This window comes from Thiomonas bhubaneswarensis (genome assembly GCF_001418255.1).
GTDB lineage: Bacteria > Pseudomonadota > Gammaproteobacteria > Burkholderiales > Burkholderiaceae_C > Thiomonas > Thiomonas bhubaneswarensis.
Genome location: NZ_LIPV01000006.1, coordinates 56118 through 80743, shown reverse-complemented (window position 1 = coordinate 80743; position 24626 = coordinate 56118). Strand labels below are relative to the sequence as shown.

The window sequence follows — 24626 nt, the reverse complement described above, 5'->3', positions numbered from 1 at the left end:
CATCAGCATGGACATCCGCAAACTGCAACGCACCATCGTCGACGCCCTCGAAGACGTCAAGGCCCAGGACATTGAGGTGTTCAACACCGAAGAACTCACCAGCCTGTTCGACCGGGTCATCGTCGCCAGTGGTACGTCCAACCGCCAGACGCGCGCCCTGGCCAGCAGCGTGCGCGACAGCGTGAAAGCCGCTGGATTCGAGGTGCGCAACCCCGAGGGTGAGGAAACCGGCGAATGGGTGCTGGTGGACTGCGGCGCGGCCGTGGTGCACATCATGCAGCCCGCGATCCGCGCCTACTACAAGCTCGAAGAACTGTGGGGCGCCAAGCCGGTGCACCTCAAACTCGGCGGTGCCAAGCGTGTGGGCGCGAAAGTGGCCGCCAAGGGCCCGGACAGCCGCCCCGACAAACCCGACGCCGAAACCAAGGCTCCTGCGCGCAAGACGGCTGCCAGCAAGTCGGTTGCCAGCAAGGCTCCGGCGCGCAAGCGCCCAGCCGCCAAGAAGGCTGCGGCGAGCCCTGCCCCCACCCGCACCTCGCCGTATGGCGAAACCAGCGCCGAGAAAAAGCGCGTGACCCGTGTGGTCGGCACCGCAGCCGGTGCGCGTTCCGCGCCTGCGGCTCCGGCCCGCAAACGCGCACAAGCGGTGGAAGCTCCCACGGCCGCCAAGCGCCCGGCTGCGAGCAAGACGGCATCCACCCAAGTCGCCGCAGCCAAGCGGCCTGCAGCCAAGGCTCCCGCCAAACGCGCTGCGGCCAAGCGCGTTGCCGCCAAAACACGGGCCTCCTGACCGGCCCGCATGAAACTCTGGCTGCTCGCCGTGGGCCAGCGCATGCCGCGCTGGGTGGACGAGGCCTATGCCGATTACGCCAAGCGCCTCCCGCCCGAGACGCCGCTGCTGCTCAAGGAAATCCGCGCCGAGGCGCGCAGCTCCAGCATCAGCGCCGAAGCGGTGATGGAGCGCGAGGCCCAGCGCATCGAGGCGGCCGTACCCGTGGGCGCGCGCCTCGTCACCCTCGATGAGCGCGGCCAACGCCTCACCACCGAGGCGCTTGCCCAAGTCCTGCAGCAATGGCGGCAGGAGGGCCGCGATGTCGCTCTGGTGATCGGCGGGGCCGACGGGCTGGCCCCGCGCCTCAAGCAGAAGGCCGACACCTTGCTGCGGCTCTCTGATCTCACCCTGCCCCACGGCTTGGTGAGGGTGCTGCTGGCCGAGCAGCTCTACCGCGCCCACAGCCTGCTGACCGGGCATCCCTATCACCGCGCCTGAGCGCTTTTCGCCGTCCATGCCGCGGCGATAATGATGATCCCAGATTGTCCATTAGGCGGCGCTTCGCGCCTGCATGGGTGCTGGCGGTCGGCTTGGGGCATCTTTGCCCCCGCGCTTCGCCATTATCCCATGCCCTAATGAACAATCTGGGATGATTCTTCCTGCCGGACTCGTCATGCAACCCACCCCCGACTCCCTTTGGGCCGATGTGCTCGCCGTGCGCCAGCAGCAACCGCTGGTGCACAACATCACCAATTTCGTGGTGATGAACTACAACGCCAATGCGCTGCTGGCGCTGGGTGCCGCGCCGGTGATGGCGCATGCCCGCGAAGAGGTCGTCGACATGGCCGGCATCGCCCAGGCGCTGGTGCTCAACATCGGCACGCTCGAACCCCGCTGGATCGAGTCCATGCGCCTGGCGCTGCAAAAGGCGCGCGAGCGCGGCATTCCCGTGGTGCTCGACCCGGTCGGTGCCGGGGCCACGCCTTACCGCAATCAGGCCGTGGCCGAACTGCTGGAAGCGGGCAACCCCACGGTGCTGCGCGGCAATGCCTCGGAGATTCTGAGCGTGGCTGGCGTCGCGGCCGCCACCCGCGGGGTGGACAGCTCGGCAGCGTCGGACGACGCGGTGCGGGCCGCGCGCGAGCTGGCGTCCAGACTGGATGCCGTGGTCTGCGTCAGCGGCGCAACCGACCATGTGCTCGCACCCGATGGCCGACATGCACGCCTGTCCAACGGCCACGTCTGGATGACGCGCGTCACCGGCGTGGGCTGCTCGGCCAGCGCCCTGATCGGCGCTTTCAGCGCGGTGCAGCCCGATGCGTTTCACGCCACGACCGCCGCCATGGCCTATTTGGGCGTGGTCGGTGAAGTCGCCGCCGAGCAGGTCCAGGCCGCAGGCCGTGGCGTCGGCCAGTTGCAGATCGCCCTGCTCGACGGCCTGCAGCTCCTCGACGCTGCCACCTTCCTCGCCCGGCTGCGTTTGCAGACCGGTAACTGAGACGGTGACTGAGCCATGAACGCGCCGCGCCGCTGGCCCTTGGCCATGCTGAGGCTGCACCTCGTCACCGATGCCGCGCTGTGTGGCCCGCGCGGGGTCGAGGCCGTCGTGGCCGACGCCGTGCGGGGCGGGGCGAGCTGCGTGCAACTGCGCGAGAAGCATCTCGACACGCGATCTTTCGTCGAACGTGCCCGCGCGCTCAAGGCCCTGCTCGAGCCGCTGGGCGTGCCCTTGATCGTCAACGACCGCGTCGATGTGGCGCTGGCTGCGGGCGCCGATGGCGTGCATGTCGGCCAGAGCGACATGCCCCTCGAAGACGCGCGTCGGCTGATGCCCCACGCGCTGATCGGTCTGTCCGTGGAAAACGCCGAGCAGGTGCGCGCGGCGCATGGCCTGCCGGTGGACTACCTGGGCGTCAGCCCCGTGTTCGCCACGCCGAGCAAGCAAGACACCGCCCCGGCGCTTGGGCTCGACGGCCTGCGCGCGCTGCGCGCCCTCACCGATCTGCCGCTGATCGCCATCGGCGGCATCGATCTCGACAACGCGGCGCAAGTCATGGCCGCCGGGGCCGACGGCCTCGCCGTGGTGCGGGCCCTGTGTGCCGCGCCCAACCCGGCCGAGGCCGCGCGCACGCTGCGCCAGTTCACCGATTCACCTGCCCCGCGATGACCTCCCCTACCCCCCAGACCGACATTCCCCCCGTGGCGCGCTACGCTCGCGTGCTCAGCATCGCCGGTTCCGACAGCGGCGGCGGCGCGGGCATCCAGGCCGATCTCAAGACCATGGCGGCGCTGGGCTGCTATGGCATGACGGCCATCACCGCTATCACGGCGCAGAACACGCAAGGCGTGCGGACCATTCAGGCTCTGCCGCCCGAATTGCTGGCGCAACAGATCGACGCGGTGGTCGAAGACATCGGCGTCGATGCGGTGAAGATCGGCATGCTGCACGACGTCGGCGTGGTGCGGGTGGTGGCCGACGCCATCCGCCGCCACCGCTTCGCCCATGTGGTGCTCGACCCGGTGATGGTCGCCACCAGCGGCGACAAGCTGATTACCGAATCCACGGTGGACTGCCTGGTGAGCGAGCTCTTTCCCCTCGCCACCCTCATCACCCCCAACCTCGACGAAGCCGCCTGGCTGCTGCGGCTGGATGCCATCGGCATCGACGAGCTGGATCAGGCCGCTGAACGCTTGCAGGCGCTCGGCGCGCCCGCCGTGCTGCTCAAGGGTGGGCATCTGCCCGGCCCCCAGCTCACCGACCTGTTGCTGCTTCCCGACAGCCGAATCGAGCGTTGGGAAGCGCCGCGCATTCCCACCCGCAACACCCACGGCACCGGCTGCAGCCTGTCTTCGGCCATTGCCTGTCATCTGGCGCTGGGCGCGCACTTGGTCGAGGCCGTCGCACAGGGCCGCGATTTCGTGCGCGGCGCGCTGCTGGCCGGGGCCGACATGCAGCTCGGTCATGGGCACGGCCCGCTCAATCACGGCCACGCGCCGCAAGCGACCAGGCGGTTGCCGCTGTAGGAAGCTGTCAGCGGCTTTGCGGCACCCGCGCTTCGCGCCAACGCAACAGCCCAGCCGCGAAGAGCGTAAAAGCCAGACTGGGCAGGGCCGATCCCCAACTGGGCCACCAGACGGTGCCCAACTGAAACACCCCGATGCCCAGCAGCCAGACCGCCATCGGCCCCCAGCGCCAGTTGCCCTTGGGCGGCAAGCCCGGCGCAAGCTGCGCGATCACCACGCCGAACAAGGGCACGAACACCGAGCTGAGGGTGAGCAGGAAGGGCTCCAGCGCGTGCATCGGCAGCGCCAGCGCGGCCACGGTAGCCAGGACCACCAGCGTCATGCCCGTGCGACGGATGGTCCAGTTGGCGCGCAGAAAATTGGTCGAGACCGCGCCCGAGTGCACGTCGCCGAAGGCGTTGTCCACCTCGTCCACCAGAATGAAGCCCAGCGCGATCAGCCCGCCCTGGGCCAGCAGCAGGGTGCTGAGCATGTCGGTATCACCCGGCGAGACGCTGATGACCAGCACCCCCAGCGCATAACACCAGATGTTCGCCGCGGCATAGCCGATCCAGGTGCCGCGCGCCGTCGCCCCGGCGTGGCGGCCGTAGCGGGCATAGTCGGCCACCAGCGGCAGCCACGACACCGGCATGGCCACGACCAGATCCACCGCCGCGAGCAGACTCATGGAGCCGTCGCCCGGCCGCGCCCAGAGCGCGTCGAAACCCAGGTGCCAGGCCTTCAGGCCGAACTGGTAGGTCAGCCACATCAGCGATGCGACGATCAGCGGCATGGCCGCGCGGCTGACGAAACGCCGCACCAGACCGATCATCCGCCCGCTGGCCAGCACCAGCAGCAGCGCGCCCCAGGCCAGGGTGGCGACCACGGGCACCCATGCGCCACGCACACCGAACACATGATCGACGATGGTGCGTGTGCCGTCGCGCATGACCACCAGCTCGAACGCGGTCCAACCCAGCAGTTGCACCACGTTGAGCGCCACCGGCAGCATGGCAAAGCGTTGCCCCAGAGTGTGGCCGATCAGCGCCGAACTCGACAGCCCGTGCCGACTGCCAATGCCGGCCACCCACGCCAGCAATCCCGCGCCCAGGACCGAGCCCAAGGCAATCGCCCCCGCCGCCTGCGGCAGACTCAGGCCCGGCCGCAGATAGGCGCCCACCTGCATGACCAGCAGCCCCACGCCCAGACTGAACCAGAGCGCCAGCGAATCGCCGAAGCCGAACGCCCGCTCGTGCGCGGGCACGCTGGCCTGGGACGCATGAGCCGCGTCGGCGGAATGAGTAGATGCTGCCATGACGGGATTCCAGCGTGCTCGCGCAGAAACCCGGCGGGGCGTGCGCCCCATGGGCACCCGCCAACCTTGCTTCCCTGCGCGAGGATGACCTCAATCAGGTTCGGAGGGACTGTCTCAGCGATGCTGCAAACGCGCAGCCCGCACCCCTAGCGTTGCGCCGCGGAATTGCGGCGTTGTGTGGATTGTAGGCAGGGCAACGTCCCCGCTGCGCCCCGCGACGGCTTCGCAGCGCGGCTATGCTGTGCCGACTGACCTGTCTCTGTCCATGCGCACGATCCGCCTCCGCCGCCCCCGCCTGAACCTGGCCGCAGGCCTGCTCTGGGCTGCGCCCTATTCCCTGCTGGGCCTGCTCGTCGCCGTACCGGCCTGGGCGCTCGGCGCTCGGCTGCGACGGGTCGATCACACCCTGGAATGCTCAGGCGGTGCGCTGGGGGGTTGGATGCTGCGCCTGCCCAATCGCCATCGCCTCGTTGCGCTCACCCTGGGCCATGTCATCCTCGGGGTGGACGCTGCGGCGCTGCAAAGGCTGGGCACGCACGAAAGGGTGCATGTACAGCAATACGAGATCTGGGGTCCATTCTTCGGCCCGGCCTATCTGCTGGAGAGTCTGTGGCAGGGACTGCGCGGTCGCGACCCTTACCTGGCCAATCGCTTCGAGCGGCAGGCCTACGCCAAGGGTGGGCCGTTCACGATTTGACGCATGAGCGCGCTGCTCCGAAAGCACCCTATGCCAGCCATGAAGGTTGTTTGATATGAATCAAATGAGATGTATCCCAAAGGCCTAACCTGAAACGGTCGGGATCACCCCGATCCTGCACGCATGAACAGCCAAGGAGATTGCCATGATGTCGACCAAACCGCTTTTGAGCGCCCTTGCCTTCAGCCTCATCCTTGCTGGAGGGGGGCTGACCGCGACCGCAGCGTATGCCCAGACGCAAAAACAGGAGACTATTTACGGTAGCCAGTTGATGACGCAAAAAGAGCGTCGTGAATACCGGCTCAAGATGCGCGAGGCAAAGACGGCGGAACAACGCGAACAGATTCGCGCCGAACATCACAAACAGATGCAGGAACGCGCCAAGGAACGCGGCGTGAAACTGCCCGACTCGCCCCCTGCGCAAGGCATGCATCAGGGCAGGCCCGGCGGCGGCATGGGCCCGGGCGGTGGTGGCATGGGCCCCGGTGGAGGTGGCATGGGGCCGGGCGGTGGTGGTATGGGCCCGGGCGGCGCGGCAAAGCCATAAGCCATTGTCGTTTGCAGAGCAACTTTCGGGCTGGGCTGCGGCTGCCTCTCTGACATCGAAGGCAACCGCAGGCACTGCGACGCGCTGAGCCAGCGGCTCAGTCTCGCGTCGCCCCGTCTAGGAGCCTGTCGGGCTTGGGGCGAGGATGGCGAAAAATGGGCATGCGGATGCCATGCGGCGACGGATTTGCAGCCCCATAGCCCAAGTTATGGGGCAAAAAGCCGCTGCCGCAGGGCGCTGCGGGCCCGTTTTGCCGCCCTTGATCCTCAAGTCCGACAGGCTCCTAGCTTGCGATAGACCTGAGCGAACCGCCCCTGTTCGACCACGCCGTAGTCGCCCGGCGCGTATTGCAGCAGCCAGTCGCCGGGCTTGCCTTGCAACAGGTCGCCGCCCGCGCTGCGCGCCATGCGGAAGGCATGGGCCATGCGCCGGGCCAGCACGGGAATCGGGCGGTTGACGTAGGGCCCGTCCCGCCCCATCGCGGCGGCACCCAGCGGCTGGTAGCGCGCCTCGAAACGCTCGCGCGACACGCTCCAGCGGTCGCCGGTGGCGCCGGTGATGATGGCGTCGCCTGCGGCGTAACGGTTCGGCCCTTCGCGGCTGCTCAACTCACCCGCCGTCGTGGCGAAAACCACCTGCACGGTCTCGTGCTTGACGAAGCTGGCCGCCTGAGGATCGTTGCGCAGATCCACATCGCGCAGCAGAGGTGGCGCATCCTCGTGCGCCATGTGAACCTTCTCACTTGCCATCGAGTACTTCCCAGCGCTCCAGGGCGTGGAGCAGTTCTTCGTCGATCTGGGCGTAGCGTTCCTGCATTTCGCGGATACGCGCGCTACCCGAGGTATAGCTGGCCGGATCGGCCAGTTGGTCGGAGAGCGACTTCTGCTCCGCTTCCAGGGCGGCGATGCGGCCTGGCAGTTCCTGCAGTTCGCGCTGCTCCTTGTAGCTTAGCTTGCGTCTGGCCGGTGCCGTGGGGATGGCGGACTCGGTCGGCGTGGGCTTGCTCTGCGCCGCGCCGCGCTTGTCAGAAGCGCCGATCACCGACTTGGTCAACTGCGCCTGCAAGGCGCGGGCGCGCTGGGACTGGGTGAGCCAGTCGGTCACGCCGCCCTCGTACTCGCGCCAGCGGCCCGGGGCGTCGGGCGTGGCCTCGCTCACGATGGTGCTGGTCACAACGTTGTCGAGGAAACGCCGGTCGTGACTGACCAGGAAGACGGTGCCGGGAAAATCCTGCAACAACTGCTCCAGCAGTTCGAGCGTGTCGATGTCGAGATCGTTGGTGGGCTCGTCGAGCACCAGCACATTGGCCGGGCGGGCGAACAGGCGGGCGAGCAACAGCCGGTTGCGCTCGCCGCCGGAGAGCGACTTGACCGGCGAGTTGGCCCGCGCCGGCGAAAACAGAAAATCGCCCAGATAACTCATCACATGCTTGCGCTGCCCGGTCACTTCCACCCATTCGCTGCCCGGGCTGATGGTGTCGGCCAGAGTGGCGTCGGGGTTGAGCACGGTGCGCATCTGGTCGAAATACGCCACCTGTAGCCGCGTGCCCTGGCGCACGGTGCCGCGGTCGGACGCGACCTCGCCCAGAATGAGCTTGAGCAGGGTGGTCTTGCCGGCGCCGTTGGGGCCGATCAGGCCCACCTTGTCACCGCGCAGAAGGGTGGCGGAGAAATCGCGCACGATCACGCGATCGCCGTAGGCCTTGTCGACATGCTGCAACTCAGCCACGATCTTGCCGCTGGACTGCCCGCCGTCCACTTCGAGCTTGACCCGCCCGAGCGACTCACGCCGGGCCGCGCGCTGACTGCGCAGCGCCTCCAGCCGCTTGATGCGGCTGACGCTTCGGGTACGCCGCGCCTCCACACCCTTGCGAATCCACACCTCCTCCTGCGCCAGCAGCTTGTCTGCGCGCGCATTCATCACCGCTTCGTCGGCCAGCTCCTGTTCCTTGCGCGCTTCATAGGCGGCGAAATTGCCCGGATAACTCCGCAGCGTGCCGCGATCGAGCTCGACAATGCGGGTGGCGACGTCGTCGAGAAAGGCGCGGTCGTGCGTGATCAGAATCAGGCTGCCGCGAAACCCGGTGAGCAATTCCTCCAGCCAGGCGATGGCGTCGAGGTCGAGGTGATTGGTCGGCTCATCGAGCAGCAGCACGTCGGGCGCGGCCACCAGCGCCTGCGCCAGCGCCACGCGCTTTTGCATGCCGCCGGAAAGGCTGTCCACGCGGACGGCTCCGTCGAGCTGCAGCCGCTGCAGGGTTTGATCGACCCGCGTTTCCCAGTTCCAACCGTCCAGCAGTTCGATGCGGGTCTGCAGGGCGTCGAGATCATCGTCCGGTGCGTGTTGCTCGAAGCGGTCGCGCAGGGCGCGTGCCTCGGCCACGCCCTCGCTGACCACGTTGAAAACCGTGGCCCCGGCGGCGAAGGTCGCTTCCTGCGGCACATACACCCGTCGCAGGCCCTGCTGCACCTGCACCAGACCGTCGTCGGGCGGCTCCAGACCGGCCAGAATGCGCAGCAGAGACGACTTGCCCGTGCCGTTGCGACCGATCAGGCCCACGCGCTCCCCGGTTTCCAGGGCCATGGCGGCATGATCGAGCAGGGCCACATGGCCGAAGGCGAGCGACAAATCCGAGACGGAGAGAACGGCCATGCGTAGCGCTTCTTGCGAAAGGAGGGGCGCTCATTGTGCCAGTGGCGCGGCGCTACCATGTATCGATGGACACCCTGCGCGCTGAACTTGCCGTGCTCGCCGCCCGCCTCATCGTCGAAGACGGTCTGGATTACGGCACGGCCAAACGCAAGGCCGCCAAACGGCTGTTGGGTCAGCGGGTTGCCCACGACCTGCTGCCGAGCAACGACGAAATCGAGCAGCAGGTGCGCGAAGAGCTAGCACTCTTTCATGCCGAGACGCAGCCGCTGCAACTGCAACAACTGCGACGCGCGGCGCTGACACTGATGGAGGAGTTTGCCGCGTTCAATCCTCATCTGGCGGGTGCCGTGTGGCATGGCACGGCTAACGAACACTCCGATCTGCACGTCCTGCTGTTCACCGACGACACCAAGGGGGTGGAGATCCACTGCATCGACCGTGGCTTTGACGTTCAGGTCGGCGAAGCGCCGCACTATGCCGGTCGTGGGCGCGTCGAGCAGTTGACCCTGGACTGGCCCCCACACCGCCGCGAAGCCTTTGTTGCCCACCTCAGCCTGTACCCGGAGAAAGACATCCGGGGCGCGCTGCTGCCGGACGCGCAGGGCCGCACGCCGCGTGGCAGCCTTGCGGCGGTGCGACATATCCTGCAACAACCCGAGGCGCCCGCTGATAACCCGTCTCCATGAGCCGGTTTGGCCTGCATGCACAATGCCGATTGATCACCCCATATGAGACCATGAACAAAGTCAACATCTGGATTTCCGCCGCCATCATCCTGCTGATCGCCGTCGTGCTGGGCAATGCCTGGTTTCAGCGCGAGCGCAGTGTGCCCGTCGCCGTCGAGAACAATGCCGTTCAGTCGTTTTTTGCCGACAAACTTGTCGATCTCCAGGGAAAAGAGGTCGATCTTTCGCAATATCGGGGCAAGCCCCTGGTGGTCAACTTCTGGGCGAGCTGGTGCCCGCCCTGCATCGCCGAGATGCCCGATTTTTCGGAGTTTTACAAGCAGAACAAAGACAAAGGCATCGAAATGGTGGGTATTGCACTCGACAACCCGACCGCCGTGCGCGAATTTCTGAAAGAGCATCCGGTGAGTTACCCCATTCTGCTCGGCGGCATGAATGGCATCGCGCTGAGCACCAGCCTGGGCAACAAGCAGGGGGGATTGCCCTTCACCGTCGTCCTCGACGGCAAGGGCGATGTCGTCTTCCAGAAGCTGGGAAAAACCTCTCTGGACGAACTGAAAGAAGCCGTGCCCACAGCGCACTGAACGGCCCCCTGCCGCTCCTTCACCGACCCAGCCCAAGCACCTTATGTCCATGAGCCAGCCACGCATCCTCGTCCTCCACGGCCCCAACCTCAACCTGTTGGGGCAGCGCGAGCCGCACATCTACGGCGCAACCACGCTGGACGACATCAATCAGTCCCTGCAAGGTCTTGCCGCGGAACTGGACGTGGAGGTGCTGACCTTCCAGAGCAATCACGAGGGCGCGCTGATCGACCGCCTGCATGCGGCCCGCCTCGACGGCACGCGCTACATCGTGATCAACCCTGCGGCCTACACCCACACCAGCGTCGCGCTGCGAGACGCCATCGGCGCGACCGATCTGCCGTTCATCGAGGTGCATCTGAGCAATGTGTACCGACGCGAACCCTTCCGCCACCACTCCTACTTTTCCGATCTGGCCACCGCCGTCATCAGCGGCTGTGGCGCGCATGGCTATCTCCTGGCGCTGCGCCACGCCGTGGTCGATCTTGGGAATCGTAAAAATTGATGGTCTAATGCGACACTTATCAGCGACTTAACGACAGATCATGGATTTACGCAAACTCAAGACTTTGATCGATCTGGTCTCCGATTCCAATGTCTCGGAGCTGGAGATCACGGAGGCGGAAGGCACGGTCCGCATCGTCAAGGCGCAGCCCCAACCCATCGTGCAATACGCGCCGATGCCTGCCCAGGCGCCGATGCCGCCGACGTATTACGCGCAGGCCCAGGCCGCGCCTGCGGTCATCCCGACTGGCGAGCCTGCGGCGCAGCCCGCGCCCGCCGCCGCACAGGGCCATGTGCTTAAGTCGCCGATGGTGGGTACGTTCTATCGCTCGTCGTCCCCCGGTGCCGCACCCTTTGTCGATGTCGGCGATGCGGTCAAGAGCGGACAGACGCTGTGCATCATCGAGGCCATGAAAATCCTCAACGAGATCGAGTGCGACAAGGACGGCGTGGTGAAGGCCGTGCTGGTCGAAAACGGCCAGGCGGTGGAATTCGGTCAACCCCTGTTCGTAATCGAGTAATGTCCCCGCAGGAAAGCACCGGGCCCTCTCGGGTTTCCTCGATCCCCCTGCAAAACGGGCTGGGCGCGTGCAACGGCACGCCGCGCGGCCGGATGAGCGCCGGTCGCTGACCCACCCCCCTGCGCCACGCGGGTGATTTCGCCTTTATCAGCACCTGAACGGACAACGCGCATGTTCAAGAAAATCCTCATAGCCAACCGCGGCGAAATTGCCCTGCGGGTGCAGCGTGCCTGCCGCGAGCTGGGCATTCAGACCGTGGTGGTTTATTCGGAAGCCGACCGCGAGGCCAAGTATGTGAAGCTCGCCGACGAGGCGGTCTGCATCGGCCCTGCCCCCTCGGCGCAGAGCTATCTGCACATGCCGGCGATCATTTCGGCTGCGGAAGTGACCGATGCCGAGGCCATTCACCCCGGCTACGGTTTTCTCTCGGAAAACGCCGACTTCGCCGAGCGGGTGGAAAAATCCGGCTTTGCCTTCATCGGGCCACGGCCCGATTCGATCCGCATGATGGGCGACAAGGTCAGCGCCAAGCAGGCCATGATCCGCTCGGGCGTGCCCTGCGTGCCCGGCTCGGAAGGCGCGCTGCCGGAAGACCCGCGCGAGATCACGCGCATCGCCCGGTCGATCGGCTATCCCGTCATCATCAAGGCCGCTGGCGGCGGCGGCGGTCGTGGCATGCGGGTAGTGCATACCGAGGCGGCGCTGATCAACGCGGTCACCATGACGCGCAGTGAAGCGGCCGCAGCCTTCGGCAACCCGGCGGTCTATATGGAGAAATTCCTGCTCCAGCCACGGCACATCGAAATTCAGGTTCTGGCCGACACGCACGGCGGCGCGGTATGGCTGGGCGAGCGCGATTGCTCGATGCAACGACGTCATCAGAAGGTGCTGGAGGAGGCGCCGGCCCCCGGCATTCCGCGTCGGCTCATCGAACGCATCGGCGCGCGTTGTGCCGACGCCTGCAAGAAGATCGGCTATCGCGGCGCCGGCACGTTCGAGTTCCTCTACGAGAACGGTGAGTTTTACTTCATCGAAATGAACACCCGGGTGCAGGTGGAGCACCCCGTCACCGAGTTCATCACCGGCGTCGATATCGTGGTCGAGCAGATCCGCATCGCCGCAGGCGAAAAGCTCAGCGTGCGGCAACGCGGCGTGCAGTTCAACGGCCATGCGATCGAATGCCGCATCAACGCCGAAGACCCCTACAAGTTCACGCCTTCGCCGGGCCGCATCACCGTGTGGCACGTCCCGGGCGGCCCGGGGGTGCGCGTCGATTCGCATGCCTATGCCAACTATTTCGTCCCGCCCAATTACGACTCGATGATCGGCAAGATCATCGTGCACGGCGCCACGCGCGAGCAGGCCATTGCCCGCATGCGCATCGCCCTGTCGGAAATGGTGGTGGACGGCATTCTGACCAATATTCCGCTGCACCGTGAGCTCATGGTGGACGCCCGCTTCATTGAAGGCGGCACCAGCATCCACTACCTCGAGGAATACCTCGCGGCGCGGCATCCTGCCTAAGATGCCCATGAGCTATCGCGAAGTCACCCTTCCCGTCAGCGAAGAACAGGCCGAACTGCTCTCCGACGCCTTGATGGAGCTGGGGGCCTTGAGTGTGAGCGTCGAAGACCGATACGGCGACACGGCGCAGGAGCAGGCGCTTTACGGCGAGCCGGGCATGCCGCCACCGAAGGGCGCATGGGCGCAATCGCTGGTACGCGCGCTTTTCGCCGACGAGGCCCAGGCCGATGCCGCGCTGGCCGCCCTGCTGGCCGAAGACATCCTGCCCGACCTTCACGATGTGCAGCAAAGCACGGTCGAAGACCAGGACTGGGTGCGGCTGACGCAATCGCAATTCCAGCCGGTATCGATCGCGGACGCGCTGTGGATCGTGCCGAGCTGGCACGAACCGCCGGCCACCGACGTGCCGATCATCCGCCTCGACCCTGGGCTGGCTTTCGGCACCGGCACGCATCCGACCACGCGGCTGTGCCTGGAATGGCTGGCACGGCAGTCGCTCCGGGGCCAGAGCGTGCTCGACTATGGCTGCGGCTCGGGCATCCTGGCCATTGCTGCGGCCCAATTCGGTGCCGAGACCGTGGTTGGCGTGGACATCGACCCCGACGCCGTCGCCGCCACGCAGGCGAACGCTGCGGCCAACGGTGTCGTAGTGCAGGCTGACCTGCCCGATGCCGTGCGCAACGCCCGATTCGACATCGTCGTCGCCAACATTCTGTCCGCGCCGCTCAAGCTGCTCGCGCCAGCGATCGCGGCCCATGTCCACCCCGGCGGCTGGCTCGTCCTCAGCGGCATTCTCGACCGCCAGGCCGATGAACTGATCGCGGCCTACGCCCCCCACGCCTCGCTGCAGATCGACAACTCGCTGGACGGCTGGGTCTGCCTGGCCGGTCGAACGCATTCCTCCTGACCCAGGCATGGCCCAGGCCACCCGTTGCCCGCACTGCCAGACCGCCTTCAAGGTGGTGCGCGACCAGCTCTTGCTGCGCGAGGGCTGGGTGCGATGCGGCCATTGCGGCGAAGCCTTCAACGCCCTCGATCATCTGATCGACCTCGCCCCACCCGCACAGCCGCAGCCGCGCTCCGAGCCCACGTCTGTGCCGGACACCGAGGTCGTTTCCCCGCCAGCGGCGCCGCAGACGGAAGCGCCCGAGCCCCCCACGTCATCCGGCACCGTGCCCCAAGCCGCCGGTATGCGCTGGAGCTCGATGACGCTGGAGTCTCCGGCCTATCCGGAACTCATGCCATTGACCACCCAGCCCTACGACATCGCGCCAATATCGCACAAGGGGCCGTTCGATGAAGCGGTCGACCAGGCCGAGACGACCGAGGCATCTGCGTTTGTCGGCCCCACTGCCGAGACCGAGCCCAGCTTCGATGAGACCATCGACGCCACCCAGGCCAAACCATCTGCCGACCCCGACGAAGCCGAATCCGAGCCGCTTTCGGCGTTCAGCCTGAACGAGGCGCTGAACTACCGCTTCGACAACGAAGAAGAACGCGAACCTGCTCCCATCACCGAGCCCGGGCCCGAGCCCGAAACGGAGGCCCAAGCACCGGAGCCGGAATTTTTGCGCAGCGCCCGGCGTCAAGCCTTCTGGAACAGCACCCCGGCGCGGGTCTCGCTCTCAGTCTTCAGCGTGGTGTTGCTGGGCCTGCTCGCGGTGCAGGCCGCGCTGCATTGGCGCGACACGCTCGCGCAACAATGGCCGGGCAGTCGCCCCTGGCTGCAACAGCTCTGCGCCATGACCACTGGCTGCGAGCTGGCCGCCCCGCGCGATCTCGATGCCCTGGTGATCGACAACTCCAGCCTGAGCCCGGCCGCCCAGGGCCTGGAGCTCACGGTTCTGCTGCGCAATCGCATCGACCGCGCCGTGGCCTGGCCCGCGCTGGAGCTGACGCTCAACGATGCGCAGGGCGGCATCGAGCAACGCAAGGTGGTGCAGCCGACGCAATATCTCGCAGCCACGCAGGCGACCGACCAGGCCTTGCGCGCGGGTCTGGCACCTGGACAACAGGTGCGACTCTCGCTGCACCTCACGGTGAGCGGCACCCTTCCCTCGGGGTACAAACTGCTCCTGTTCTACCCCTGAGCCTCTGTACCGTGCATAGCGTCGAGCGCCGCCAGATAGGTGTCGCTCACCATCAGTTCGTCCCAGGGCAGCGCGGGCTGTGTGGGCAGCAGATCGAGGCGGCGCTGCGCGCTGCGCGCATCGGGCGTCCATCGTCCCTGGCGCATCGCCTGACCGAGTTCGCGCAGGAGATCGTCGAGCGGTCTTCCGCCCTCGATCACGCTCTGATTGCACACCAGCATCGCGTCGCATCCCGCCTCCAGCCCTGCAAGCGCGGCCTGGCTGAGACTCTGCCCGTTGGCCCGCGCGGCGGCCATGCCCAGATCGTCGCTCAGAATGGCGCCGGTGAAACCGATGCGTTCGCGCAGCACCTCTTGCAGCCAGACCTTGCTGAAACCTGCGGGCTGGGCATCGACCTCGGGGTAGATCACATGCGCGGGCATGACCGCGCGCAGGCCGGGCGCCAGCCACTGGTAGGGCGCGGCATCGGCGGCCCAGATGGCATCGAGGCTGCGTGGATCACGGGCCACGTCGAGATGGGTGTCGGCGCGCACGAAACCGTGGCCGGGGAAATGCTTGGCGCAATGCGCCATGCCCGCGCGCGCCATGCCCAGCATCAGGCTTTGCGCCAGCACCGTCACCACCCGGGCGTCGGCGTGAAAGGCGCGGTCGCCGATGACGGTCGAGCCCCCCCAGTCGAGGTCGAGCACCGGGGTAAAGCTGAAATCGACGCCGCAGGCGCGCAGCTCGGTGGCCAGGACGAAGCCGCAGGCGGCGGCACGCCGCATCGAGCCCGGCGCATCGACCATCCAGTTCGTGCCAAGCTCGCGCATGGCCGGAAGCGGCGTGAACCCGTCGGTGCGAAATCGCTGCACCCGGCCGCCTTCGTGATCGACCGCAATCAATAGATCGGGGCGCAACGCCTTGATCTGCGCACACAGGGCGGCAAGCTGCTCGCGGCGCTGCCAGTTGCGCGCAAACAGGACCACGCCGCCCACCAGCGGGTTGCGCAGGCGCTTGCGGTCGGCGGCGGTCAGTTCGAGTCCGGCCACGTCGAGGATCAGCGGGGCGTGCATCATCGGCGTCATGGCATCAGCTTTAGCGAGAAGGGTTTACTTCGGCAACGACCATGGCCAGGGCGGTGTCGGCCTCGTCGGAGACGGAAACGTGAAAGCGCAGCGAACGTGCGTCGCACCAGTCCTTGAGCGCTTCGTGGAGCGTGATGATCGGCTGGCCGCTGCGCAGCTTGAGAATCTCGCAGTCTCGCCAGCGCATGGGGCTGTGGATGCCCAGGCCGATGGCCTTGGAGAACGCTTCCTTCGCCGCAAACCGCGTCGCGAGGTAGTGGATGCCGTGTTGCCTCACCTTGGCCAGGCGCCGGTGGTATTCGACGATTTCCCCGGCTCCGAGCACGCGCTCGGCGAAACGGTCACCGTGGCGGCGCTCGGCAGCGTCCATGCGGGAGATGGAGCAGACATCGGTGCCGATGCCGTAGATCATGCGGGCCTCGCCCTGCCTCACGCGCGGGCGTCTGCCGCCGCGCGGGCGATCGCCGCCTGAAAGTCGCGCACCGATTGCTTCAGCCCGACAAACACCGCATGACCGATGAGCGCATGGCCGATGTGCAACTCGCTGACTTCGGGCAGCGCCGCAATCGCCGGGGTGCTCTGCAGACTCAGGCCGTGACCGGCATGCGTTTGCAGACCCAGGCTGCGGCCCAGCTTCAGGCCTGCGGCGATGCGGTCGAACTCGCGCTGCCGCGCGGCTTCGTCGCCCGCGTCGAAGGCGTTGGCGTAGGCGCCGGTGTGCAACTCGATACAGGGAGCCCCGGCCCGCGCGCTCGCCTCGATCTGCTGGGCGCTGGGCTCGATGAACAGGGAAACGATGCAGCCACAATCGGCCAGACGGGCGCAGGCCTCGCGCACCCGTTCGAACTGACCGACCACGTCGAGCCCGCCTTCGGTGGTCACTTCCTGCCGACGCTCGGGCACGAGGCAGACCATCTGCGGACGCACCCGGCAAATGATGTCGAGCATCTCCGGGGCAAGCGCGGACTCGAAATTCAGCGGTGCCTTGATGGCCGCCTTGAGCCGATCGACATCGGCGTCGCGGATGTGGCGGCGGTCTTCGCGCAGATGGAAGGTGATGATGTCCGCGCCCGCCTCCACCGCCTGCTGGGCCGCCAGCACAGGGTCGGGGAAACGGCCGCCGCGGGCGTTGCGCAGCGTGGCGACATGGTCGATGTTCACCCCGAGCAGCGGCGCGCTGTCGGAGGCGGTAGCCATAGGGTTCATAACTTGTGGAGATCGATGAGAAGCTGGCGGGTGCGCAGCGTCTGGCCTGAAAGATGATAGTGAAGCAGGTTGCGCATCAGGGTCTTGGCGGCGCGCGCCAGGGCGATGTCGCCCTCGGCGGGCGGACCTTCGCGCAGCGCCAGCAACACCTCGCCGCGCACCGCCTGCGCGTCGGACGCGGCGCAGACCGATACGCCATGGTCGGGATCGACGCGGTAATGGGCATCGGGCAGTACCGGCTCGCTGGTCGAGCCCTCGAGATGCAGGTCGGGCATGAAGCCGAGTTCGCGCAGCAGCGCGAACTCGAAGCTGCGCAGCACCGGCTCGAGTTCGGCCGACGAAGCCTGGGGACGCTGAGCCAGCGCCGCAATGCCCGCGTGATACGCATCGAACAGGCCCTCGTGAGCATCTTCGCGGGCCAGCAGGCGCACGAGCAGTTCGTTGAAATAGAAGCCGCACAGCAGGGGCAGACCCGACAGCGGCGCCAGCCCGCCCGTCCAATCGGCGCGGGTGAGGGTGCGAACCTCGCCGCGACCGCTCCAACTGGCATGGCAGGGCTGGAAGCCCAGCAACACGGCGCGCAGCGCGGAAGTCGGCCGCTTGGCGCCCTTGGCCACCAGGGCCACGCGGCCATGCCTGCGGCTGAAGACATCGAGCAGAAGACTGGTCTCCTTCCAGGGGTAGCTGTGCAGAACGTAGATCGGTTCGTCCTGCACGCGCTCCACCGAAACGCCGCGCCGGGCTGCACGGGGCGGGGTTCGCACGGCCTCCGGCTCGACGCCGATATCAGTCCTCATAGCCGAAGGCGCGCACCGCGGCCTGGTCGTCGGCCCAGCCCGAGCGGGTCTTGACCCAGACCTCCAGAAACACCGGGCCGTCGAACAAGGCCTGCATGTCCTGCCGTGCTTCGGTCGAGATGCGCTTGAGGCGCTCGCCGCCTGCGCCGATCACCATGGCCTTGTGGCCGTCCCGATCGACGATGATGGCCGCGGAGATGCGGCGCAGTTGGCCCTCCTGAGCAAACTGTTCGATGACCACGGTGCTGGTGTAGGGCAGTTCGTCGCCGGTCAGGCGAAACAGCTTCTCGCGCAGGATCTCGGCCGCGAGAAAACGCTCGCTGCGGTCGGTGAGGGCATCTTCTTCATAGCCCCACTCGCCTTCGCGCAGATAGGGCTCCATGATGGCGAGCAATCGGGACGCGTCAGCCTTCTTTTGCGCCGACATCGGCACGATCTCGGCGAACGTCCGCAGCTGGCCCAGCTCGGCCAGCCAGGGCAGCAGCTTTTCGCGCGGGGTAATGCGATCGAGCTTGTTGACCACCACGATCACCGGCCGGTCGTCGGGCAGGACTTCGAGCACGGTGCGGTCCTGCGGCAGGATCTTTCCCGCCTCCAGCACCCAGAGCACCAGATCCACCTCGCCCAGGGCGCCGGTGACGGTGCGGTTCATCGCCCGGTTGAGCGCGTGCATGTGCTGGGTCTGGAAGCCCGGCGTATCGACGAAGGCGAACTGCGAAGCCCCGCGCGTGGTGACGCCGAGGATGCGATGACGCGTGGTCTGCGCCTTGTGCGAGGTGATGCTCACCTTGGCCCCGACCAGCGCATTGAGCAGCGTGGACTTGCCGACATTGGGGCGGCCGACGATGGCCACGGTGCCGAAGCGACGCGGGGTATCCGAAGACGGGGAAGTCATGGCAATCGGGACGGTTTCGAGGGCCGCCGCGCGGCCGGGTGACGGCGATTGTGCGCCTGGTCGGGGGCATTTGCCGCACCGGGTGTTTCCAGACCCTCTGTCGGCTGCGCCCGCTCGTCGACCAGCACGGGCCGGTTGCTCCCCCGTTGTGGCCTGGTGCCACCGCGGCCGATGCGCTCGATCATGCGCATGGCCGCGTCCTGTTCGGCGCGGCGGCGGCTGTCGCCCTCGCCCTCCACCTTCAGGCCCAGAGCGGCCACCACGCATTCCACCTTGAACTGCTGCTGATGCGCCGCTCCGCGCACGTCCAGCACCGCATAGCTCGGCAAGGGCAGGCGCTGCCCCTGAAGAAATTCCTGCAGCTGCGTCTTCGCATCCTTACGCACGACATCGGCGTCCAGCGATTCGAGCAAGGGCGCGAACAGGCGTTGCATCACCGCCTGCGCCGCGTCGAACCCGGCTTCGAGATAGATCGCGCCGAGCAAGGCTTCCAGAGCGTCGGCGAGGATGGATTCGCGTTGGGCGCCGCCGCTTTGCAATTCGCCTTCACCCAGGCGCAGGAACTTGCCCAGTTCCACCCTGCGGGCGACTTCGGCCAGGGTCTCTGCACGCACCAGCGCAGCCCGAAGGCGCGAGAGCTGGCCTTCGTCCTGCCTTGCCGCCTGGTTGTACAGCCACGCGGCGGCGGAAAGGTTGAGCACCGAATCGCCGAGAAACTCCAGGCGCTCGTTGTGATCGGCACCGAAGCTGCGGTGCGTGAGCGCACGCTCGAAGAGTTTGCGGTCCTGAAAGGCGTAACCCAGCCGCTTTTCTAAAGTCGTGCCCACCCGTGAATCAGTGTGAATGCCCGGCGTACTTGATCAGCAGATACACCGGCCCGGCGATGTGAATCTCCTTGTTGTAGGCGAAGGAGATCACCACCTTGTCGTTGACTTTGGTGATGTCGAGATCCTGCGCCGTGACGGAGGAGATGTAGTCCACGTCGGCCATCTTGGAATAGGCCGAGCGAATGTCGGCCACGGTCGGCCCCGCCTTGGCGGCCTGATCGACCGCCTTCTGGATGGCGAAGTATTCGGTCGCCGTCGGCACGGCCTGCGCGCCGATGACCACGATGAACGCGAGAATCGCGCCCCAGAAAATCAACCCGATGAGGGTGATGCCGCGCTGTCTGTACTGCTGCGTCATTTTGGCCCCGATCCTCCGATTGTTGATCAATGAATCAGCCCGATGTTTTTCGGTGCGCTGAAATTCATCCACACCACAAAGGCCTTGCCGATGATATTGCGCTCGGGCACGAAGCCCCAATATCGTGAGTCGAGCGAGTTGTCACGGTTGTCGCCCATCACGAAATAGTTGCCCTTGGGCACCTTGCAGACGAAGCCTTCGGCGTTGTAGTGACACATGTCGCGGTGAGGAAAATTGTCCGGCCCGCCGATGACGTAAGGCGGCGCCATCGGGTTGATCATGATGCGGTGCTCGTGCGTGCCGAGCTTTTCCATGTACTGCTTGTAGTAGGTCATGGTGCCCGGGTCGAAATAGTCGGGCAGAGGCGTCTCCTGCACGGGCTTGCCATTGATCACCAGTTGCTTGTTCTCATACGACACCGTGTCGCCGGGCAGGCCGACGATGCGCTTGATGTAATCGATCCGCGGGTCTTTCGGCAGACGGAACACGATCACGTCGCCGCGTTGGGGCAGTTCACCCGGGGTGAGACGGGTATCGAGCAGCGGCAGGCGCAGGCCGTACTCGAACTTGTTCACCAGAATCAGATCGCCGGGCACCAGCGTCGGCTCCATGGAGCCGGACGGAATCTTGAACGGCTCGGCCACGAAGGAGCGCAGCAGGAACACCACCAGAATGACCGGAAACAGCCCGGCGGTCCACTCCAGCCACCACGGCTGGCTCTGCACCCGCTCGCGCGCGGCTTCGATGTCGGCGTCGGTGGCCACGGCGCCATCGGTGGCCAGTCCCTGCTTTTCGAGCGCGCTGCGGCGCTCCTGCAACTGTTGGACCGCCGCTTTGGCGGCTTGGCGCCGCCGTGGGGCGAAATACCAGCGCTCAGCGAACCAGAACGCGCCGGTGACAACCAGAAGGATGAACAGCAGGAGAGTGAAATTGACGCTGGGCGCGGTTTCCATACGGTGCGTTGGGGAGTGTGTGAATCAGTCTTCGACTTGCAGAATCGCGAGGAAGGCCTCCTGGGGCACTTCGACCGAGCCGATCTGCTTCATGCGCTTTTTGCCCGCTTTCTGCTTTTCCAGCAGCTTGCGTTTGCGGGAAATGTCCCCCCCGTAGCACTTCGCAAGAACGTTCTTGCGCAGCGCCTTGATTGTCTCACGCGCAATGATGTTGGCCCCGATGGCCGCCTGGATGGCGACGTCGTACATCTGGCGCGGAATGATCTCGCGCATCTTGGCCGCCACCTGCCGCCCTCGGTACTGGCTCTGGCTGCGGTGCACGATGAGCGACAGCGCGTCCACCCGGTCGCCGTTGATGAGCATGTCGACCTTCACCACATCGGCCGCGCGATATTCCTTGAACTCGTAATCCATCGAGGCATAGCCGCGCGACACGCTTTTGAGCTTGTCGAAAAAATCGAGCACGATTTCGGCCAGCGGCATGTCGTAGGTGAGCATCACCTGCCGTCCGTGGTAGGCCATGTTGAGCTGCACGCCGCGCTTCTGGTTGGCCAGGGTCATCACCGGGCCCACATAGTCTTGCGGCATGTAGAGATGCACCGTGACGATGGGCTCGCGGATTTCGGCGATGCGCCCCTGATCGGGCATTTTCGAGGGGTTTTCGACTTCGATCACCTCGCCGTTGGCCAGCACGACCTGATAGACCACCGAGGGTGCCGTGGTGATGAGGTCCTGGTCGAACTCGCGCTCCAGGCGCTCCTGCACGATCTCCATGTGCAGCAGGCCCAGAAAGCCGCAGCGGAAACCGAAGCCCAGCGCCTGACTCACTTCAGGCTCGTAGCGCAAGGCAGCGTCGTTGAGCTTGAGTTTTTCCAGCGCGTCGCGCAGCTGGTCGTACTCGCTGGCCTCGGTGGGGTAAAGACCGGCGAAAACCTGGGGCTGAATCTCCTTGAAGCCCGGCAGCGGCTCGCTCGCCGGGCCGAGATTGTTGGGCAGCTTTTTTTCGAGGGTGATGGTGTCGCCCACCTTGGCCGCCTGCAACTCTTTGATGCCCGCGATGATGAAGCCCACTTCACCCGCCTGCAGCACCTCGCGCTGCACCGACTTGGGCGTGAACACGCCCAGTTGTTCGACGTTGTAGGCCGCATGGGTGGCCATCATCTTGAAACGCTCGCCTTTTTTCAGGCTGCCATCGACCACCCGCACCAGCATGACCACGCCGACATAGGTATCGAACCAGGAGTCGATGATCATCGCGCGCAGCGGCGCTTCGGCCTTGCCCTTGGGCGGTGGCATGCGAGTGATGACGGCTTCGAGGATATCGTCGATGCCCATGCCGGTCTTGGCGCTGCAGGGGATGGCGTCGCTTGCGTCGATGCCGATGACTTCCTCGATTTCTTCCTTGGCGCGCTCCGGGTCGGCCTGCGGCAGATCCATTTTGTTGAGCACAGGCACGACTTCCACGCCCAGATCGAGCGCGGTGTAGCAGTTCGCCACCGTCTGCGCTTCCACACCCTGACTGGCGTCCACCACCAGCAGCGCCCCCTCGCAAGCCGAAAGCGAGCGACTCACTTCATAGCTGAAATCGACATGCCCCGGCGTGTCGATCAGATTGAGGTTGTAGGTCTTGCCGTCCCGGGCGGTGTATTGCAGCGCCGCCGTCTGTGCCTTGATGGTGATGCCGCGCTCGCGTTCGATGTCCATCGAATCAAGCACCTGCGCCTCCATCTCGCGATCGGACAAACCGCCACATCGCTGAATAATGCGATCTGCAAGCGTCGATTTGCCGTGATCAATATGGGCAATAATCGAAAAATTACGAATATGATTCATGCAATGGCGAACCAGGACAACCGGCTCGAGCCCCGCTGCCACTCCCTGCGGGTAGAACGGGGAACTTGGGGACGAACAAGAAAAAAGGCGCGACAAGCGTGACGCGCCTTCCAACAAATCGATTTGGCAACTGCTGATGATGCTTGTTGGACCGACATTCTAACCCGGGGGCACTCCCCTGCCCGGCAAGGGCTCGTGCCCGCGGTCAAGCTCAATTCTGCGGCCGCAGCAGGATGTAGAGCCCGGCATCGCCTCGGCGCACCAGCACAGCCACCTGTTTACCGGCTGGCAACTGCGCGCTGATGGCGTTGAAATGGGCTGCGCTGTTGACTGCGGTATTGCCCACCGCCAACACGACATCGCCCACACGCAAGCCATCGCGCTGCGCGCTTTCGCGCACGGCCTCCACCAGCACCCCGCCGCTCACCCCGAGCTGTCGCTTTTGGGCATCGTTGAGATCGATGACCTTGACCCCCAGCGCATTGGCCTTGCTGACGGTTTCGGGCTTGGGCTCCTCTTCCTGTTTGGCGCCGGGCTTCTTGTCCATCACCCACTCGCCCACCTTTACATTGAGGGTCTGTGTCTTACCCATGCGCAGCACCTGCATGGGCACGGTGGTGCCGGGTTTGGTTTCGCCCACCAGCCGCGGTAGATCGTTGGCGCGTTCCACGGGCTTGCCATTGAAGCTGGTGACGATGTCACCCACCTGCACACCGGCCTTGTCCGCCGCCCCGCCCTTTTCAACGACGCGCACCAGCGCGCCACGAACCTGCCCCAAGCCGAGCGACTCCGCCAGCTCACGGCTCACGCTGTCGATCTGCACGCCGATCTTGCCGCGTACCACATAGCCCTGCTTCTTGAGCTGCTCGACCACGCGCATGGCTTCGTCGATGGGGATGGCAAACGAGATGCCCATGAACCCGCCGGTACGGCTGTAGATCTGGGAATTGATGCCGATGACGTTGCCGCGCATGTCGATGAGCGGCCCGCCCGAGTTGCCCGGATTCACCGCCACATCGGTCTGGATGAACGGGGTGTAGTCGCCTGTATCCCGGCCCTTGGCGCTGACGATGCCCGCTGTGACGGTGTTTTCCAGGCCGAACGGCGAACCGATCGCCACCACCCATTCACCCACTTTCACCTTGGAGGAATCGCCGATGCGAACCGCAGGCAGCGGCGCCTTGGCGTCGATCTTCACCAACGCCACATCCGTGCGCTTGTCGGCGCCGACGAGCTTGGCGGTGAACTCGCGCTTGTCGGTCAGCGTGACCATGATTTCATCGGCGCCATCCACGACATGGGCGTTGGTCATGATGTAGCCGTCCGGGCTGATGATGAAGCCGGAACCCACGCCCGTCGGACGTTCTTCCTCGTCATCCTTCGGGCCGTTCTTGCCGCCCTTCGGGTTGTCGGGCGATGGAATGGGAACACCGAAAAACCGCCGCAGCAATTCGCGGGTCTGTTCGTCCATCTGGTCGCCGCTGCCCACGGGCACCTTCTTGAAAGTGCGGATATTGACCACGGACGGGCCGGCCTTCTCCACCAGCCCGGTGAAATCCGGCAGTCCACAAGCCACACAAGCCTGCTGACCCGCTTGTGGCACCGTGCCCGCCGCCTGCACCGGCGCCGTCACGCCCGCCATGACCAACAGACCCGCACCCAGACAGGCCTTGATGATTTTTTTCACCGATTTCTCCCTGATACATAGCGCCTGATTTCAGGCAAGGCATAGCGATGACCGATGCTTCATCGCTTATTCATTCAGCATACGAAAAACGCGGCGCCCTTGCTGCGC

Annotated in this window: 27 protein-coding genes; 14 read left to right on the top strand and 13 right to left on the bottom strand. The window is 65.8% G+C overall.

The features are described 5' to 3' along the window. The first annotated feature begins 7 nt into the window (after positions 1–7). The 5 genes from rsfS (at position 8) to thiD (ending at position 3796) form a co-directional block, all read left to right on the top strand. On the top strand, positions 8–790 hold the full coding sequence (gene rsfS, locus ASC45_RS09275) for a ribosome silencing factor (RefSeq protein WP_055450758.1): 783 nt from the start codon (positions 8–10) through the stop codon (positions 788–790). A 9-nt stretch (positions 791–799) separates the two neighbouring features. Further along, positions 800–1270 carry a 23S rRNA (pseudouridine(1915)-N(3))-methyltransferase RlmH gene (rlmH, locus tag ASC45_RS09270; RefSeq protein WP_055450757.1) on the top strand — a complete coding sequence of 157 codons (471 nt, stop codon included), beginning with the start codon at positions 800–802 and terminating at the stop codon, positions 1268–1270. A gap of 175 nt (positions 1271–1445) precedes the next feature. Next, positions 1446–2270: a hydroxyethylthiazole kinase gene (thiM, locus tag ASC45_RS09265; RefSeq protein ID WP_055450905.1), complete on the top strand. Its 825-nt coding sequence runs from the start codon at positions 1446–1448 to the stop codon at positions 2268–2270. A 15-nt stretch (positions 2271–2285) separates the two neighbouring features. Next, positions 2286–2939: a thiamine phosphate synthase gene (thiE, locus tag ASC45_RS09260; protein WP_141655769.1), complete on the top strand. Its 654-nt coding sequence runs from the start codon at positions 2286–2288 to the stop codon at positions 2937–2939. Next, a complete protein-coding gene (thiD, locus tag ASC45_RS09255) occupies positions 2936–3796 on the top strand; it encodes a bifunctional hydroxymethylpyrimidine kinase/phosphomethylpyrimidine kinase (RefSeq protein ID WP_055450756.1) in 861 nt (286 codons plus the stop codon). Before thiE ends, thiD begins: the two co-directional genes overlap by 4 nt. Positions 3797–3803: 7 nt before the next feature. Here thiD and ASC45_RS09250 read toward each other — a convergent pair whose 3' ends face one another. After that, on the bottom strand, positions 3804–5090 hold the full coding sequence (locus ASC45_RS09250) for a purine-cytosine permease family protein (protein ID WP_055450755.1): 1287 nt from the start codon (positions 5088–5090) through the stop codon (positions 3804–3806). 265 nt (positions 5091–5355) lie between these two features. On the opposite strand from ASC45_RS09250, the gene ASC45_RS09245 reads away from it, so the two are divergent. Then, entirely contained in the window at positions 5356–5787 is a 432-nt protein-coding gene (locus ASC45_RS09245) for a hypothetical protein (RefSeq protein ID WP_055450754.1), read from the top strand. Positions 5788–5932: 145 nt separating this feature from the next. Further along, positions 5933–6334, top strand: coding sequence for a hypothetical protein (locus ASC45_RS15910; protein ID WP_055450753.1), 402 nt, complete (start codon positions 5933–5935; stop codon positions 6332–6334). 266 nt (positions 6335–6600) lie between these two features. Here ASC45_RS15910 and ASC45_RS09235 read toward each other — a convergent pair whose 3' ends face one another. After that, on the bottom strand, positions 6601–7083 hold the full coding sequence (locus ASC45_RS09235) for a PGDYG domain-containing protein (RefSeq protein ID WP_425427617.1): 483 nt from the start codon (positions 7081–7083) through the stop codon (positions 6601–6603). Then, the gene (locus ASC45_RS09230; RefSeq protein WP_425427620.1) at positions 7073–8917 is read right to left on the bottom strand and encodes an ATP-binding cassette domain-containing protein; all 1845 of its coding nucleotides are present in this window, start codon (positions 8915–8917) and stop codon (positions 7073–7075) included. The genes ASC45_RS09235 and ASC45_RS09230 overlap by 11 nt, the downstream gene beginning before the upstream one ends. Positions 8918–9051: 134 nt before the next feature. Here ASC45_RS09230 and ASC45_RS09225 point away from each other — a divergent pair, with 134 nt between their 5' ends. The 7 genes from ASC45_RS09225 (at position 9052) to ASC45_RS09195 (ending at position 14895) form a co-directional block, all read left to right on the top strand. Beyond that, positions 9052–9672 (top strand): hypothetical protein, encoded by a 621-nt coding sequence (locus ASC45_RS09225; RefSeq protein WP_055450750.1) that lies wholly within the window; start codon positions 9052–9054, stop codon positions 9670–9672. Positions 9673–9722: 50 nt separating this feature from the next. Continuing rightward, a complete protein-coding gene (locus ASC45_RS09220) occupies positions 9723–10256 on the top strand; it encodes a TlpA disulfide reductase family protein (protein WP_055450749.1) in 534 nt (177 codons plus the stop codon). A gap of 49 nt (positions 10257–10305) precedes the next feature. Beyond that, positions 10306–10761 carry a type II 3-dehydroquinate dehydratase gene (aroQ, locus tag ASC45_RS09215; RefSeq protein ID WP_055450903.1) on the top strand — a complete coding sequence of 152 codons (456 nt, stop codon included), beginning with the start codon at positions 10306–10308 and terminating at the stop codon, positions 10759–10761. A gap of 40 nt (positions 10762–10801) precedes the next feature. Further along, positions 10802–11281 carry an acetyl-CoA carboxylase biotin carboxyl carrier protein gene (gene accB / locus ASC45_RS09210; RefSeq protein WP_055450748.1) on the top strand — a complete coding sequence of 160 codons (480 nt, stop codon included), beginning with the start codon at positions 10802–10804 and terminating at the stop codon, positions 11279–11281. A gap of 171 nt (positions 11282–11452) precedes the next feature. Beyond that, complete coding sequence (accC, locus tag ASC45_RS09205; RefSeq protein WP_055450747.1) at positions 11453–12805, top strand: acetyl-CoA carboxylase biotin carboxylase subunit; 1353 nt, start codon at positions 11453–11455, stop codon at positions 12803–12805. Between the two features lie 7 nt (positions 12806–12812). Further along, positions 12813–13712 (top strand): 50S ribosomal protein L11 methyltransferase, encoded by a 900-nt coding sequence (gene prmA, locus ASC45_RS09200; protein WP_055450902.1) that lies wholly within the window; start codon positions 12813–12815, stop codon positions 13710–13712. 7 nt (positions 13713–13719) lie between these two features. After that, a complete protein-coding gene (locus ASC45_RS09195) occupies positions 13720–14895 on the top strand; it encodes a zinc-ribbon and DUF3426 domain-containing protein (protein ID WP_055450746.1) in 1176 nt (391 codons plus the stop codon). Here the strand turns inward: ASC45_RS09195 and nagZ are convergent. The 10 genes from nagZ to ASC45_RS09145 form a co-directional block, all read right to left on the bottom strand. Continuing rightward, complete coding sequence (gene nagZ, locus ASC45_RS09190; protein WP_055450745.1) at positions 14886–15962, bottom strand: beta-N-acetylhexosaminidase; 1077 nt, start codon at positions 15960–15962, stop codon at positions 14886–14888. The genes ASC45_RS09195 and nagZ overlap by 10 nt on opposite strands. 10 nt (positions 15963–15972) lie before the next feature. Further along, a complete protein-coding gene (gene acpS, locus ASC45_RS09185; RefSeq protein ID WP_055450901.1) occupies positions 15973–16374 on the bottom strand; it encodes a holo-ACP synthase in 402 nt (133 codons plus the stop codon). A gap of 17 nt (positions 16375–16391) precedes the next feature. Next, entirely contained in the window at positions 16392–17159 is a 768-nt protein-coding gene (locus tag ASC45_RS09180) for a pyridoxine 5'-phosphate synthase (protein ID WP_425427616.1), read from the bottom strand. Positions 17160–17164: 5 nt separating this feature from the next. Further along, on the bottom strand, positions 17165–17965 hold the full coding sequence (recO, locus tag ASC45_RS09175) for a DNA repair protein RecO (RefSeq protein WP_055450743.1): 801 nt from the start codon (positions 17963–17965) through the stop codon (positions 17165–17167). After that, positions 17955–18860 (bottom strand): GTPase Era, encoded by a 906-nt coding sequence (era, locus tag ASC45_RS09170; RefSeq protein ID WP_055450742.1) that lies wholly within the window; start codon positions 18858–18860, stop codon positions 17955–17957. Before era ends, recO begins: the two co-directional genes overlap by 11 nt. Then, a complete protein-coding gene (gene rnc, locus ASC45_RS09165) occupies positions 18857–19687 on the bottom strand; it encodes a ribonuclease III (RefSeq protein ID WP_055450741.1) in 831 nt (276 codons plus the stop codon). Before rnc ends, era begins: the two co-directional genes overlap by 4 nt. Positions 19688–19694: 7 nt before the next feature. Beyond that, positions 19695–20045 (bottom strand): DUF4845 domain-containing protein, encoded by a 351-nt coding sequence (locus ASC45_RS09160; protein WP_055450900.1) that lies wholly within the window; start codon positions 20043–20045, stop codon positions 19695–19697. A gap of 26 nt (positions 20046–20071) precedes the next feature. After that, positions 20072–20998, bottom strand: coding sequence for a signal peptidase I (gene lepB / locus ASC45_RS09155; RefSeq protein ID WP_055450740.1), 927 nt, complete (start codon positions 20996–20998; stop codon positions 20072–20074). A gap of 24 nt (positions 20999–21022) precedes the next feature. After that, positions 21023–22831, bottom strand: a complete 1809-nt coding sequence (gene lepA, locus ASC45_RS09150) for a translation elongation factor 4 (protein ID WP_055450739.1) — start codon at positions 22829–22831, stop codon at positions 21023–21025. Positions 22832–23042: 211 nt separating this feature from the next. Then, positions 23043–24473, bottom strand: coding sequence for a DegQ family serine endoprotease (locus ASC45_RS09145; protein ID WP_425427619.1), 1431 nt, complete (start codon positions 24471–24473; stop codon positions 23043–23045). Positions 24474–24626: the final 153 nt, after the last annotated feature.